Source organism: Streptomyces sp. NPDC001194 (assembly GCF_042896985.1).
Lineage (GTDB): Bacteria > Actinomycetota > Actinomycetes > Streptomycetales > Streptomycetaceae > Streptomyces.
Window position 1 is genome coordinate 288,406 of record NZ_JBIAXU010000002.1, and the last position, 13,065, is coordinate 301,470.

The following is a 13,065-nucleotide window of genomic DNA, read 5'->3' on the forward strand; positions in this document are numbered from 1 at the left end:
TCTCCCCCACGGATACGGGTTTGCGTGGGGGGTGCGCCTGGCATGTAGGCTGTCCACTCATCCACGGGTGTGTAGCTCAGGGGTAGAGCGCTGCTCTTACAAAGCAGATGTCGGCGGTTCGAAACCGTCCACGCCCACCAGCACGAAGGCCCCCAACCGATCATGGTTGGGGGCCTTCGTCATGTCCGGCGGGTGCGGCGGGCCCGGGCAACTGGGGGGCCTGGGGGTGGGGTTCGGTGTCGCCGGAGGCTTGACCGCGCGTTGAGGGGGCGTGGGATGGTCGGGGGATGGGTGAGTGGGTGGTGGCGGGTGTCGGGCTGCTGGCCTTCGTCGGCGGTGGTGTGGCGTACGTCCGGCTGGACCGGGTGGCCAGGGAGGGGTTCGAGCGGCGCCGGGATGCCGAGCGGGCGCGGCTGCTGGCACAGGTGGCGCAGCCCGCGGCCGGGGCGGGGGATCCGAAGTACGCCGATGTCGCGGGGTCGGCGGCGGGCCGGCGGGGCGGGCACGGGGACGCCGAGTTCACGTCCGTGCTGGTCGAGTACTACGCGTACGGGCTGACGCAGGCACGCAGCAGCTTCGTCACCAGCCAGCGGTTCGCCGGGGCGGGGGCGGCCGTCCTGCTGCTCGGGGTGGCGCTCGCGGTGTGGAAGGCCGAGACCAGCGGGGAGCTGTACCTCGGCGTGGTCACCAGCTCGGTCGGCCTGGTCATCACCCTCGTCGGACAGCTCTTCCACCGGCGGGCCGACATCGCGCTGCGGCACATGGCCGACCAGACCGCCTCCCTGCGCGAGGACCGGCGGGCCGCCGCCGCCCTCCAGCAGGCCGCCGAGCTGCTGGACGAAGTCGCGGACCCGGTGCTGAGGGCGCGGCTGCAAGCGGGCCTGATCATGAAACTTTCCGGCGCCGAGCTGCCCCGGTAGCGGGATAGTGGGTGTATGTGCCGTTCCATTAAGACCCTGCGCCCGCCCGCCATCCCCGAGAAGGCCACCGAGGAGGAAGTCCGCGCCGCCGCGCTGCAGTACGTACGGAAGGTGTCCGGGTTCCGGGCGCCCGCCGCGCACAACCAGGAGGTCTTCGAGGCCGCCGTGGAGGCGATCGCCGAGGCGACGCGGGACCTGCTGGACGGTCTGCAGGTCAGAGGCGCCGGCGCGGCCGTCAGCGCCACCGCCACCGCCTAGACGTCCCGGTCCGGAAGGCGCCCCGCCCGTCCGGACACGAGTGCCGCGGTGGGGTCAGGTCAGACGGGAGCGGCGGCGCAGGATCCAGATGCCGGTGCCCAGCGCGCCCGCGGCCAGCGTGCCGCCCAGGGCGATCTGGCCGGGGCTCATCGCGCCGACGCTGCCGCCCAGTCCGCCGCGGGCCGCACCGGAGGCGACCTGGAGGGTGACGTCGACGCTTTGTCCGCCGCCGCACTTGAAGGTGACGGTGTACGTGCCAGAGCCGGCGTTGCTGAAGACGGTGGCGCTGCCGAAGAGGTTGGTGGCCTCGAGGTTGCCGGGGGTCAGGCGTACGTCGCCGAAGGCGCTGGACGAGGCGGTACCGGTCTTGGTCCCGCAGCCGGTGACGTTCAGACTGACCCGGCCGCCCGGCGCGACGGCGGTGGGCGAGACGGTGGCGGACGGGGACGCCGCGTGGGCGACCGTGACGGGAGCGGCCGCGGCGAGGACGAGGGTCGCGGCCGCGACCCTTGCCAGGAGGCGGCGGTTCGGCGGCTGGGCGAGCGGCGTGGCGGGCATGGAGAGAACTCCTCGGGCTCCTCGAAACGGCGCGGCCAGGGCACGGATGTGACGCGGATTCGGTTGCGCGCCGTGCTGTGGACGCTAGGAGCCCGGGCCCGGGGCGGCGATCGGGGCCGGGTGAACGGGTGAGCCGCTGCTCCACCCGGGGGATCCCGGCGGACTCCGAAGAGCCGGACCGGGGCGGTCCCTACGCCGCCGGGGCCGCCGCCGGGACGGGGCGGCGGATGACGAAGGCCGCGAGGGCGCCCGCGGCGAAGAGGGCGATCACGGAGACCGCCGTGCCGAGCCAGGTGGCGCCGAGCCACTGGGTGCCGAAGTACCCCAGGGCCACGCTGTACCCGGCCCAGGCCATGCCCGCCAGCACCGACCAGGGCAGGAACTCCATGACCTTGCGGTGCGTCTTGCCCGCGCCGAGAGACACCACCGAGCGCCCGGCCGGGGCGAAGCGGGCGATCACCACCAGGGCGCCGCCGCCACGGGCCAGGGCCGTGCCCAGGCGTTCGTGGGCGCGCGTCAGCCGACGGGACCGGGCGATCGCGCGGTCCAGCCGGGCCCCGCCGCGCCGGGCCAGCCGGAACGCGGCCATGTCACCCAGCACCGATGAGGTCGTGGCGATCACCAGCAGCGCGAGGATGTCCGGCACCTGCGCCGGAACCGCCACCGGCACCGGACCTGCCGCACCGGTGGCCGCCGCGGCCGCCGCAGCCGTGATCACCAGAACCCCGCTCGGCAGCACCGGCAGGAAGACGTCGAGCACGACGGACACCGCCACCACGGCGTAGATCCATGGACTCGCTGTCAGCGACCCCAGAGTCTCAAACAAGGCGGGACTCCCCAGTCCGGTTGACGTGCTTCGACGTGAAGCGCCGCGACGTCGCGGGGGAGCGGCAGGGGCGGCTTGACAGCCATACAGCGTACGCCTGGAGTTGGCACGCCGTATGTCCGGGGGCTGCCCGGACGCACAGTCTGTCAGCTCGGGCCATCGGCCCCTCTATTCGTCCCGTTCATGCCGTTCTGCCCCGCCGTGCACGGACCCGCCCCTTCAATCGGCCGACGTCAGCTCCCGGTCCAGCACCGTCACCAGCCGGGCCGCCTTCCGCCCCCCGCGGCCCTTGTGCGCCTGGTCCAACCGGAGCCTGGCCGAACGGCCCGCCAGCGCCAGCGTCATCAGCTGGTTCCCGAACCACGGCCCACCCGTACGCCGCCAGCTCAGCGGCGGCCGGCCCGTCCTCCCGTGCCGGGAGAACCCGCGCCCCAGCCACCGCCCCGCCCGCGACCAGCCCAGCCGGAAACCCCACTTCACCACCGCGTGGATCGAGTTGTGCACCGGCGAGCACGTCAACTGGAACACCCGCGCCGTACTGGGTATTCGAGGCTCGGCCACATACGCGTGATGGACGTCCCCGGACAGCACGCACACCGTCGCCGGCGCCCGCGGCCCCGTCCCCACCTCCTCGATCAGATCGCTCAACGCCGCGAACGAAGCGGGAAACGCCGCCCAGTGCTCCAGATCGCTGCGCCGCCGCAGATCCTCCCCGATCCGCGCCCACCGCGCCCCCCGCTCCCCCCGGCACAGCGCGGCATTCCACACCTCCGCGTCATGGATCAGCGGCGGCATCAGCCACGGCAGCGACGACCCGATGAGGAGATGGTCGTAACCGCCGTGCCCGGACAGGGCGTTGTCACGCAACCACTGCTGCTCCGCGGGGTCGAGCATCGCCCGCCCGCCCTCGGCCAGCACCCGCGCAGCCCGCGTGTCCACCATGAGCAGCCGCGACCGGCCGAAGTCACGCCGGTAGCTCCAGCGCACCGAGCCCGGATCGGCGTCGGCCGCGGAGGCGAAGGCGCGCAGCGCATCCGTACCGTCCGGGGTCTCGCGCACGGCCCCGTACAGCGGGTCGGCCGCGAGCTCGGCCGGCGAGAGATTGCCCAGGTGCTGATAGACCCAGTACGACATCAGCCCGCTGAGCACACGCTCCCGCCACCACGGCGTCGCCCGCATCTCCGCCAGCCACGCAGCGCTCGTGTTCCAGTCGTCGATGACGTCATGGTCGTCGAATATCTGCAGGCTGGGGACCGTGGACAGCAGCCAGCGGATCTCCGGGTCCAGCCAGGATTCGTAATACAGCCGCGTGTACTCCTCGTAGTCCGCGACCTGGGCGCCGGGAGCCTCCCGCAGATCCCGCCGGGCCGCGAGCCACCGTCTCGTCTCCTGCGACAGCTGGTCCGCGTACACCTGGTCGCCCAGCAGCAGGAGCACATCCGGCCGCACCTCGTCCGGATCGGCGGCCAGCCGCGCCGCGAGCGTGTCGAGGGCGTCCGGACCGTGCGGCCCGTGACTGCCGGCCGGCGGCGCGGACTGCCGGCACGACCCGAACGTCAGTCGCAGCCCCGGGGCCGGCCGCCCGCCCGCGGCGACGGCGGGGGTGGTGATCGTGCTCGGTGGGAAGGCCGAGCCCGGCAGGGGCCAGACGCGCACGCCGTCGAGCAGCACCTCGTACGCCGTGGTGCTCCCCGGAGCCAGGCCGGTCACCGGCACCAGCGCGTAGTGGTGCCCGGCGACCTGGAAGGTGCGCACGCTGCCGCCGGCCCCGCCCGTGCACCGCACTTCGGCCGTGCACGGGCGGTCGGCCTCGACCCATATCGTGGCCGAACCGCCCGTGTCCCAGTCGACGTAGCGAAGCAGTGGCCCCAGACGCAATCCGGCCATGCAACTCCCCCTCCTCCGTAGCCCCTTCGATCACGGTACGACGGGGAAGGGGGGTGTGGCCTCCCCCTGGCGGGGGAGACGCCGGGTGAACGGCCGGGCCGGTGCGCGGGGGTGGGGGAGCGGGGGCCCGTCAGCAGCCGTTGAGGATGCCCACCAGGGCGGACTTCTCGCCGGAGTCCATGCTCAGACCCCAGTACTGCTTCACTTCGACCCACATCCGCGCGTACGTGCAGCGGTAGGCGGTCCGCGAGGGCAGCCACTTGCCCGGGTCGAGGTCGCCCTTGGCCTGGTTGACGTTGTCCGTGACCGCGATGAGCTGCGGGCGCGTGAGGTCGTTGGCGAACTGCTGGCGCTTGGCCGTGGTCCACCCGTTCGCCCCGGAGCGCCAGGCCTCGGCGAGCGGGACGACGTGGTCGATGTCGAGGTCGGCGGCATTGGTCCAGGTGGCGCCGTCGTACTCGGAGTACCAGCTGCCGCTCACGGCGGCGCAGGCGGAGTCGGTGACGACGCCGACGCCGTCGCGCTTCAGGACGGTCTCGCGGGTGTTGCAGCTGCCGGAGACGGTGCTCCAGTGCGGGAAGAGGCTGCGGCTGTACCCGCTGAGGGAGCCCTCCGTCTTCGGGGTGACGGTGGCCAGGTACGAGCGGGCGGCCGCGGCGCTGATGGGGGCGGGCGGGGAGGCCTGGGCGACGGGCGCGTTCACGAGGGAGGTGAGGGCGGCGAGCGTGGCTGCTGACGCGAGCACGCCAACTCGACGCGCGTAGACACCGGATATGAGGGTCTTGAGGGCCATGAGGAGGCTCCCTGTATGCGGGGGGTTTGTGGCCGGTCAGCCCCGGAGGGGCGCGGCCATGGTGGCGGCGCCAGATTGCGTGGCGGCGGGCGCAAGGTTACAGGCTTGCGACATGAGCACGTCACATGCGGGACGGGTCAATTCCCCGTGATTAAGCGGAAGTTGAGATTCCGCGCAGGGGGTGTGTTCGCGCCGGTGGGGGTGGGGGTGGGGGTCGGGGTCGAGCGCCGGGGGTGGGGGGCGCGGGGCGAGGGCGGGGCCGGGGGTGGGGTGTGCACCCCGCCGGGCGGTCCGGCCGCCGTGGGACCAACGGCCTATTTCGGGCCGCGGTGGCCGTCACGTATCCTGTGGAGTGCAGAAGGGGAGTAGCTCTTCGCCGGACCGTCGACATACTGCTGGGTCACCCCAGCCGGCGCCCGGAGGCAGGCCGCGCACAGCGGTCGGCCAGCGAGACCTTCGGCCGCAGTGTCCTGTTCTTGTTCATCTGCACCCGTCCACGGCGGGTGCATGGACGCAGTCAGGGCGCCGCCGTGCCGAAGCGACCCCTGAAACACCCCAGGTCTCTCGGCTCGAAGGCGTCCTTGCCCGACCGATTGAGGTTCCGCCCCGTGTTCAGCAGTACCTTCAGCATCACCGTCACGGCGATCGCCTTCGGAGTCGTCTTCCTCGCGGAACTCCCCGACAAGACGGCCCTCGCCGGACTGATGCTCGGCACGCGCTACCGCGCCTCGTACGTCTTCGCCGGCGTCGCCGCCGCATTCGCCGTACACGTCGCACTCGCCATCGCCGCGGGCAGCGTGCTCACCCTGCTCCCGCACCGCCTCGTCCAGGCCGTCGTCGGAGTGCTCTTCCTCGCGGGCGCGGCCATGCTGCTCCTGAAGAAGAGCGACGGGGACGAGGAGGTCAAGGCCCCTGCCGACCAGTCCTTCTGGAAGGTCTCCGGCGCCGGATTCATGCTGATCCTGGTGGCAGAGTTCGGCGACCTGACCCAGATCATGACCGCGAACCTCGCCGCGCGCTACGACAACCCCGTCTCGGTCGGCCTCGGCGCCGTCCTGGCCCTGTGGGCGGTCGCGGGCATCGGCATCCTGGGCGGGAAGACGCTGATGAAGTACGTGCCGCTGCGCCTGATCACGAAGGTGGCGGCGGGCGTGATGGCGGCTCTGGCCGCGTTCTCGCTGTACGAGGCGATCGCGGGCTGAGGCCGTGGGGGACGGGAGGGTGGGGCGGGGGCTTCGGGGGGCGGGACCCACGCGGGCGGGGTCGGTGGTGTGTCCGGGGGCGTCCCGTCAGTCCACTGTCCTTCCGTGTCGGGGCGGTCCGTCAAGGGCGCTCCCTGCGGTCGCGTCGCTTCGCGATGGCCTTCGGCCACCCTTGACCGACCGCCCCGCCCCGGAAAGACAACAGACTGCCGGGAAGCCCCCGAAGGAATGGCCGGGAGGTTCAGCAACAGGAACGAGCCCTCAGCGACCCTGACCGGCACTCTTCGCCGGCCCTGTTCCCGTCCCGGGACCACCATCCCCGGCCATGACGCCGGGGCGCGTCAGATGGCTACGTGCTCCTCACGTCTCAGCGACCGACGACCGTCTGTGGCCGGACATAAGCCGCCCAGACGTCCTCTATGGGTGACTATTTCGGCGTCTGCGGGTCGCTGGAGGACGCCAAAGGACCGTCATGGGCTGCTTGCGGGCGCCTGCGAACTGTCTGCGGACGAAAACGGGCGAGGGGGAGTCTCATGCCGGATTTCCCAACCTCCCACTCCGGCAAGACGGTTCGTGATTCCCAATCGACCACCAAAAGGGACAAACAGGCCGCAGGCGCCCTGCTGGAGGGTTGGGGCTGGTCGTGGGCGGCTTATGTCCGGCCACAGGCGGTCGCCGGACGCCATGCCGACAGGAGCGCGTAGCGATCTGGGGCGCCCCCGGGACTGGCCGGCGGTCGGTGGTGCGGGTGAGGCGGGATGCTGCCGAACCGGGTGGCAAGGGCCGCATCCCTGACGCACCCGTGGGCCTGGCCGTCCCCCTGACCGTTCCTTCGGGGGCTTCCCGGCAGTCTTATGGCATTCCGGGGCGGGCCGGGCAGTCAAGGGTGGCCGAAGGCCATCGCGAAGCGACGCGAACGAAGTGAGCGCCCTTGACGGCCCGGACCGACACGGAAGGACAGTGGACTGCCGGGAAACCCCCGGACTTCCCCTGACCCCGGTTACCGGGACCCCGCCAGTCGGTGACCCCGCTCCGCGTTCAGGCCGCCGGCGTCAGCGTCAGGTGGATCCTGCCGTCCGGGGTCGTTGTCACGTGGATCGACGTCAGGTCGGGGACGTGGGCCGTCGGGGCGTGGGCCGCGGCTCGCGGGCCTATGCCGATCACGCGCATGCCCGCGGCCAGGCCCGCGGTGATGCCCGCCGCCGAGTCCTCGAAGACGATGCAGTCGGCGGGGTCCACGCCCAGTTCCGCGGCACCCATGAGGAAGCCCTCGGGGTCCGGCTTGCTGGCCTTGACGGACTCGGCCGTGACCCGTACCTCGGGCATGCGCAGGGCGGCGGCCGTCATCCGGGCCGTGGCCAGGGCGGCGTCGGCCGAGGTGACCAGGGCGTGCGGCAGGCCGTCGATCGCCGTCATGAACTCCGCCGCTCCGCCGACCGGGACCACGCCGTCGGTGTCGGCGGTCTCGCGGGCGAGCATCACGCTGTTCTCCGCGTAATTGATCTCCATCGGGCGCTCCGGCAGGAGGATGGCCATCGTGGCGTAGCCCTGCCGGCCGTGGACGACCTTCAGGGCTTCCTCCGGATCCAGCCCGTGGGACACGGCCCACTCCCGCCAGCAGCGCTCGACCACCGCGTCCGAGTTGACGAGGGTGCCGTCCATGTCCAGGAGCAGGGCCTTGGCCTTGAGGACGACGGGTGCGGTGGTCGCGGTGCTGGTGGTGCTGGCCGACATCGGCGGTGCTCCAGACGGGGCGGGAAAGAGAACAAGCGGTTCCGCCCACCGGTCAGGGGTTGCGGGCGGAACCACTTTGTTCCTACACGATACAAAACCTTGGGCGGTCTGCGCCACTCCGCGTCACGAAGGCCGCCGCGCGAGCGATCACCGGGCGCCCTCCAGGGCCTGCCGGGTCTGCGGGCCGTAGACGCCCCAGTCGTCGTCGATGCCGTTCTGCCACTGGAAATCCGAGACCGCGTTCTCCGTACGGCTGTCGAACTTGCCGTTGATCCTGCCCCGGTAGTAGCCCTGCCCCGCCAGCAGGCGCTGCATCTTCTCCACCTCCGGGCCCGCATCCCCGTACCTCAGCGTCGGCGCCTTCGGCGGAGCCGAGCTCGGTGCGCGGCTCGCAGTCGTCGACGGGCTCGGGGACGGGGGTGCCGAGCTGCGGGAGGCGGTGGGGGAGGCGGAAGGGGAGGCCGACTTGGAAGCGCTCGGTGAAGCCGAGGCCGAAGCCGAGGCCGAGGAGGAGCGGGAGGGGCTGCGCGTGGCCGCCGGCTGCGTGGGGCCGGCCGGAGCCACGCTCGCGGCGGGCGCCGAGGGTTTGGCGTCCAGCAGGACGGTGTCGCTGTCGCCGGAGCGCGGGAGCATCCCCAGCGCCAGGGCCGCGGTGCCCACGGCGACCACCGTGCCGGCGCCGGCCAGGATCGTCGGGAGCCGACGGCGGCGGGTGCCGCCGGACCGCTTTTCGGGGCCCCCACCCCCACCCCTCCCCCCGCCCCCGTTTTCGCTTGCGGGGCCCGCCGCCGGGGCTGCTGCCCGGAGCCGGACCGTCTCGGCCGGCCAGGTCGCCTGCGGCGGTGAGTCCGGCCAGGCCACGGGTATCCCGTACGCCGGGGTGTCGTCCCGCGGCGGCGCCTCGCCGGGGTGGACGTACCCGCCCGCGGGGCCGGCCACCACGCCCCGTACCGGCTGCGGGGGCGGCAGACCGCCGGACTGGCGCGGCTCGGGGAGCGTCACGTACGGCCGGACGCGCAGTGGCTCGAAACCGCCCCCCGGCGCGCACCCGCAGTCGACGCCTACGGCGTCGCATTCTGGACAGCGCTCAGTGCTCACTGGAATCCCTCCCTGGCCATTGCCTGCGATTATGCAGACCCTCCGGGGCCCGCCCAACCCGCCCGAGAGGCCATATCCGGCCACACCGCTCAGGATGGACATGTTGATCCGGCCCGAGGAGGAGCGGATGGCTCAGGATGCGACCACGGACGCCGCGGAACCCGTTCCCGACCCGCACCCGTCCGGCCCCACCGCCGAACACGCCTCCCGCGAGGTCCTCGTCTCCATCGGCGCCCTGCTGCTCGGCCTGCTGATCGCGGCGCTCGACCAGACCATCGTCTCCACGGCCCTGCCGACGATCGTCAGCGAGCTGGGCGGCATGGCGCACCTGTCCTGGGTCGTCACCGCCTACATGCTGGCCGCCACCGCCGCCACCCCGCTGTGGGGCAAGCTCGGCGACCAGTACGGGCGCAAGAAGCTGTTCCAGGGCGCCATCGTCCTCTTCCTCATCGGATCGGCGCTGTGCGGGCTCGCCCAGGACATGCCGCAGCTCATCGGGTTCCGAGCCCTGCAGGGCCTGGGCGGCGGCGGGCTGATCGTGCTGTCGATGGCGATCGTCGGCGACATCGTCCCGCCGCGCGAGCGCGGCAAGTACCAAGGTCTCTTCGGCGCCGTCTTCGGCGCGACCAGCGTCCTCGGACCGCTGCTCGGCGGTCTGTTCGTCGACAACCTGTCCTGGCGCTGGGTCTTCTACATCAACCTCCCCATCGGTCTCGTCGCGCTCGTCGTCATCGCCGCGGTCCTGCACATCCCCGTGCGCCGCATGAAGCACACCATCGACTACCTCGGCACCTTCCTCATCGCCTGCGTCGCCACCTGCCTCGTGCTCGTCGCCTCCCTCGGCGGCACCTGGGGCTGGGGCTCGGGCCGGATCGTCGGCCTGGCCGTGCTCGGCGCCTTCCTGCTCGCCGTGTTCCTGTTCGTCGAGCGGCGGGCCGTCGAACCGGTCCTGCCACTGGGCCTGTTCAGGATCCGCACCTTCACCCTCTGCTCGGTGATCAGCTTCGTCGTCGGGTTCGCGATGTTCGGCGCGATGGTCTACCTGCCGACCTTCCTCCAAGTGGTCCAGGGCGTCTCGCCCACCATGTCCGGTGTCCACATGCTGCCGATGGTGCTCGGCATGCTGATCTCCTCCACCGCCTCCGGCCAGATCGTCAGCCGCACGGGACGGTGGAAGGTCTTCCCGATCGCGGGCACGGGAGTGACCGCGATCGGCCTGCTCCTGCTGCACCAGCTGACGCGCACCAGCGGCACCTGGGAGATGAGCGTCTACTTCTTCGTCTTCGGCACCGGACTGGGTCTGGTCATGCAGGTGCTGGTGCTGGTCGTGCAGAACTCCGTCAGTTACGCCGACCTCGGCGTCGCCACCTCCGGTGCCACGTTCTTCCGCTCCATCGGCGCCTCCTTCGGCGTCGCGATCTTCGGCACGGTCTTCACCAACCGGCTCGACGGCAAGCTCGCCGCCGCCTTCGCCGGGCTGCCGGTGCCGCCCGGTACGGCCGCGCTGGTCGAGGCCGACCCGCGGGCCATCGGACGGCTGCCCGCCGAGCTGCGGCCGCGCGTGCTGGACGCCTACGCCTCCTCCATCACCGACGTCTTCCTCTACGCCGTGCCCGTCGTCCTCGTCGCCTTCGTCATCGCCTGGTTCCTGAAGGAGGACGTGCTCCGCGGCTCGGTCACCGCGCCCGACGTCACCGAGACCCTCGCTTCCAACCCCGTCCACCGCTCCTCCCGCGAGGAGGTCGCCCGCGCACTGACCGTCCTCGGCACCCGCGAGGGCCGCCGCCACGTCTACGAGAAGATCACCGAGAAGGCCGGTTACGACCTGCTGCCCGCGGCGAGCTGGCTGCTGCTGCGGATCAAGAAGTACGGGTCCGCCGAGCCGGCGATGCTCGCGGAGCGGACCACCGTTCCCCTGAAGGTGATCACCGACGCCGCCCGCCAGCTCGAGGAGCGCGAACTGGCCGTACGGGACGGACTGCCGCTGGTCATGACCGAGCGCGGCCGGGAGGTCGCCGGGAGACTCGCCGAGGCCCGCGAGGAGTCGCTCGCCGAACTGCTCGGCGACTGGTGGGGCCCGGACCGGCCGACCGACCTGGTCAAGCTGGTCAAGGAGATCAACGCGGAGCTGTGCGGTTCCGACGCGGAGGAACCCTTCGGCGCCGAGGCCCCCCGCGACCACGCCGCCCACTGACCCCGACTCGGTTCAGGCGGCCAGGCGGCCAGGCGGCCAGGCCGTCAGGCCGTCAGGCGGTCAGCCGGTCAGGCCAGGGGCTTCTCGAACCAGTGCTCCGCGTACGGGCCCGCGCTGTACGCCGGTATCTCCCGGTAGCCCTGCCGCGCGTACAGGGCCCGCGCCTCCACCAGGTCCGAGCGGGTGTCGAGACGCACCCGCTCGGCGCCGAGCGCGCGGGCCGCCGCCTCGAGGGCCGTGAGCAGCGCCGCCCCGCCGCCGGTGCCGCGGGCGCGCGGGGCCACGTACACCCTCGTGAGCTCGGCGGTGACGGGGTCGAGCAGCCGTATGCCGCCGCAGGCCCGGGGCGCCGCGTCCAGCCGGCCGACCACGAATTGGCCGGTCGGCGGTGCGAGGCCGTCGGCCGGGTCGTCCCGCAGGCCCTCATCGATCTCGGTCTCCGTGGCGGGCCGCTTCCAGTACCGGCCGGCGACTTCCGCGTAGTACGCGCGGCGCAGCGCGGTGGCGTCCGGTGTGCCGAAGTGCTCGGCGGTGACGGTCCAGTTGCCGGCCGCGGGGAGGGTGGATCGGGTGCTCGTGGCGTTGATGTCCATGGCGTCATTGTGGAGTCCGGGCGCCGTCCGCCGCGTGGAATATCCACAGGTACGGGCTGATGATAGGAAAAGACGCATTTAACCCAGATGGAGGGCGTGAGACGCCATGTCCGAGCACCCTGACGCCGCCCTGATCCGCCGCGCCTACGAGGCCTTCGGCAAGGGCGACATGGAGACGATGGGCACGCTGATGACGGCCGACGTCATCCATCACGTGCCCGGCAGCAACCCGCTCTCGGGGCACCACAAGGGCCGTGAGGCCGTCCTCGACCTGTACCGCCGCTTCGGTGCGGAGACGAACGGCACCCTCCGGGTCGAGCTGCACGCGGTGCTCGTCGACGGGCGCGGCCACGCCATGTCCTTCCACACGGCGCGCGCGGACCGCGGCGACCGCGGGATCGAGATCCAGGAGGGCCTCTTCTTCACGATCGTCGGCGGGAAGGTCAGCGACATCGACGAGTGCACGCAGGACATCGACGAGGAGGACCGCTTCTGGAGCTGAGCGGCGGCGGCCCCGCCCGCCGCCGCCCGCGCCCTCCACGTCCTGCCGCCCGCGCCCTCCGGCCAGGCCTCGGCGAAGCTCAGCCCTGCGGCTTGGGCGCCGCCTGCTGCACGACCTCGAACGACCACACCGCCGACCCGGAGGCCGCCGGCTTGGGGCGCTCGCCCCCGCCCGCGCCGCCACCCTGGTGAGCCGCCTTCATGGGTCCCTCCATCCACGCCTGGAAGTCCTCCTCCGACCGCCACCGCGTGTACACCAGGTACTGGTCCGTGCCCTCGACGGGACGAAGCAGCTCGAACCACTCGAACCCGTCCGAACCCTCCACGGCGCCCGCGCGTGAGGCGAACCTCTGCTCCAGGACTTCCCGCTGCTCAGCGGGGACGGTCAGCGCGTTGATCTTCACGATGCTCATGCACGCCATCCTAGGGATCCCATGCGGGATATCGTCGTCCCAGGTAATCGAGCGGTGCACGAAACGCGGCAGCCAGGCGAAGTCAAGG

General features: G+C 72.2%; 13 protein-coding genes and 1 tRNA gene. 6 read left to right on the forward strand and 8 right to left on the reverse strand.

The window, feature by feature from the left end; translation table 11 throughout:
* Positions 1 to 65: 65 nt before the first annotated feature.
* The 3 genes from ACFY1T_RS06040 to ACFY1T_RS06050 all read left to right on the forward strand — a co-directional run bounded on the left by ACFY1T_RS06040 (position 66) and on the right by ACFY1T_RS06050 (position 1,178).
* A tRNA-Val gene (locus tag ACFY1T_RS06040) sits at positions 66 to 140 on the forward strand.
* A 147-nt stretch (positions 141 to 287) separates the two neighbouring features.
* Complete coding sequence (locus ACFY1T_RS06045) at positions 288 to 920, forward strand: hypothetical protein (protein ID WP_390787145.1); 633 nt, start codon at positions 288 to 290, stop codon at positions 918 to 920.
* Between the two features lie 15 nt (positions 921 to 935).
* Positions 936 to 1,178 (forward strand): DUF2277 domain-containing protein, encoded by a 243-nt coding sequence (locus ACFY1T_RS06050; RefSeq protein WP_030869100.1) that lies wholly within the window; start codon positions 936 to 938, stop codon positions 1,176 to 1,178.
* A 54-nt stretch (positions 1,179 to 1,232) separates the two neighbouring features.
* Here the strand turns inward: ACFY1T_RS06050 and ACFY1T_RS06055 are convergent, their stop codons facing one another.
* The 4 genes from ACFY1T_RS06055 to ACFY1T_RS06070 form a co-directional block, all read right to left on the reverse strand.
* Positions 1,233 to 1,736 carry a hypothetical protein gene (locus tag ACFY1T_RS06055; RefSeq protein ID WP_390787146.1) on the reverse strand — a complete coding sequence of 168 codons (504 nt, stop codon included), beginning with the start codon at positions 1,734 to 1,736 and terminating at the stop codon, positions 1,233 to 1,235.
* A 190-nt stretch (positions 1,737 to 1,926) separates the two neighbouring features.
* Positions 1,927 to 2,562, reverse strand: coding sequence for a DedA family protein (locus ACFY1T_RS06060; protein WP_030869102.1), 636 nt, complete (start codon positions 2,560 to 2,562; stop codon positions 1,927 to 1,929).
* A 219-nt stretch (positions 2,563 to 2,781) separates the two neighbouring features.
* Complete coding sequence (locus ACFY1T_RS06065) at positions 2,782 to 4,449, reverse strand: alkaline phosphatase D family protein (RefSeq protein WP_390787147.1); 1,668 nt, start codon at positions 4,447 to 4,449, stop codon at positions 2,782 to 2,784.
* Between the two features lie 130 nt (positions 4,450 to 4,579).
* Positions 4,580 to 5,224 (reverse strand): HNH endonuclease family protein, encoded by a 645-nt coding sequence (locus ACFY1T_RS06070; RefSeq protein WP_390787429.1) that lies wholly within the window; start codon positions 5,222 to 5,224, stop codon positions 4,580 to 4,582.
* 626 nt (positions 5,225 to 5,850) lie between these two features.
* Here ACFY1T_RS06070 and ACFY1T_RS06075 point away from each other — a divergent pair.
* Positions 5,851 to 6,444 carry a TMEM165/GDT1 family protein gene (locus ACFY1T_RS06075; RefSeq protein WP_099892692.1) on the forward strand — a complete coding sequence of 198 codons (594 nt, stop codon included), beginning with the start codon at positions 5,851 to 5,853 and terminating at the stop codon, positions 6,442 to 6,444.
* A gap of 1,038 nt (positions 6,445 to 7,482) precedes the next feature.
* Here ACFY1T_RS06075 and ACFY1T_RS06080 read toward each other — a convergent pair.
* Together ACFY1T_RS06080 and ACFY1T_RS06085 are read right to left on the reverse strand one after the other, a co-directional pair.
* Positions 7,483 to 8,178 (reverse strand): HAD-IA family hydrolase, encoded by a 696-nt coding sequence (locus tag ACFY1T_RS06080; protein ID WP_390787148.1) that lies wholly within the window; start codon positions 8,176 to 8,178, stop codon positions 7,483 to 7,485.
* Positions 8,179 to 8,325: 147 nt separating this feature from the next.
* Entirely contained in the window at positions 8,326 to 9,180 is an 855-nt protein-coding gene (locus tag ACFY1T_RS06085; RefSeq protein WP_390787149.1) for a peptidoglycan-binding protein, read from the reverse strand.
* A 223-nt stretch (positions 9,181 to 9,403) separates the two neighbouring features.
* Between ACFY1T_RS06085 and ACFY1T_RS06090 the strand changes: the two genes are divergently transcribed.
* A complete protein-coding gene (locus tag ACFY1T_RS06090; RefSeq protein WP_390787150.1) occupies positions 9,404 to 11,470 on the forward strand; it encodes a DHA2 family efflux MFS transporter permease subunit in 2,067 nt (688 codons plus the stop codon).
* Positions 11,471 to 11,538: 68 nt separating this feature from the next.
* Here ACFY1T_RS06090 and ACFY1T_RS06095 read toward each other — a convergent pair whose 3' ends face one another.
* Positions 11,539 to 12,063: a GNAT family N-acetyltransferase gene (locus tag ACFY1T_RS06095; RefSeq protein WP_390787151.1), complete on the reverse strand. Its 525-nt coding sequence runs from the start codon at positions 12,061 to 12,063 to the stop codon at positions 11,539 to 11,541.
* A gap of 106 nt (positions 12,064 to 12,169) precedes the next feature.
* Here ACFY1T_RS06095 and ACFY1T_RS06100 point away from each other — a divergent pair, with 106 nt between their 5' ends.
* On the forward strand, positions 12,170 to 12,565 hold the full coding sequence (locus ACFY1T_RS06100; RefSeq protein WP_030873752.1) for a nuclear transport factor 2 family protein: 396 nt from the start codon (positions 12,170 to 12,172) through the stop codon (positions 12,563 to 12,565).
* Between the two features lie 79 nt (positions 12,566 to 12,644).
* On the opposite strand, the gene ACFY1T_RS06105 is transcribed toward ACFY1T_RS06100, so the two are convergent.
* Positions 12,645 to 12,977 (reverse strand): antibiotic biosynthesis monooxygenase, encoded by a 333-nt coding sequence (locus ACFY1T_RS06105; RefSeq protein ID WP_327283233.1) that lies wholly within the window; start codon positions 12,975 to 12,977, stop codon positions 12,645 to 12,647.
* Between the last annotated feature and the right edge of the window lie 88 nt (positions 12,978 to 13,065).

Bases quoted from the DNA above. Each gene is read 5' to 3' on its own strand.
- ACFY1T_RS06065 (WP_390787147.1), bottom strand. From the start codon at position 4,449: ATGGCCGGATTGCGTCTGGGGCCACTGCTTCGCTACGTCGACTGGGAC.
- ACFY1T_RS06050 (WP_030869100.1), top strand. From the start codon at position 936: ATGTGCCGTTCCATTAAGACCCTGCGCCCGCCCGCCATCCCCGAGAAG.
- ACFY1T_RS06100 (WP_030873752.1), top strand. From the start codon at position 12,170: ATGTCCGAGCACCCTGACGCCGCCCTGATCCGCCGCGCCTACGAGGCC.
- ACFY1T_RS06105 (WP_327283233.1), bottom strand. From the start codon at position 12,977: ATGAGCATCGTGAAGATCAACGCGCTGACCGTCCCCGCTGAGCAGCGG.
- ACFY1T_RS06080 (WP_390787148.1), bottom strand. From the start codon at position 8,178: ATGTCGGCCAGCACCACCAGCACCGCGACCACCGCACCCGTCGTCCTC.
- ACFY1T_RS06045 (WP_390787145.1), top strand. From the start codon at position 288: ATGGGTGAGTGGGTGGTGGCGGGTGTCGGGCTGCTGGCCTTCGTCGGC.
- ACFY1T_RS06095 (WP_390787151.1), bottom strand. From the start codon at position 12,063: ATGGACATCAACGCCACGAGCACCCGATCCACCCTCCCCGCGGCCGGC.
- ACFY1T_RS06055 (WP_390787146.1), bottom strand. From the start codon at position 1,736: ATGCCCGCCACGCCGCTCGCCCAGCCGCCGAACCGCCGCCTCCTGGCA.
- ACFY1T_RS06090 (WP_390787150.1), top strand. From the start codon at position 9,404: ATGGCTCAGGATGCGACCACGGACGCCGCGGAACCCGTTCCCGACCCG.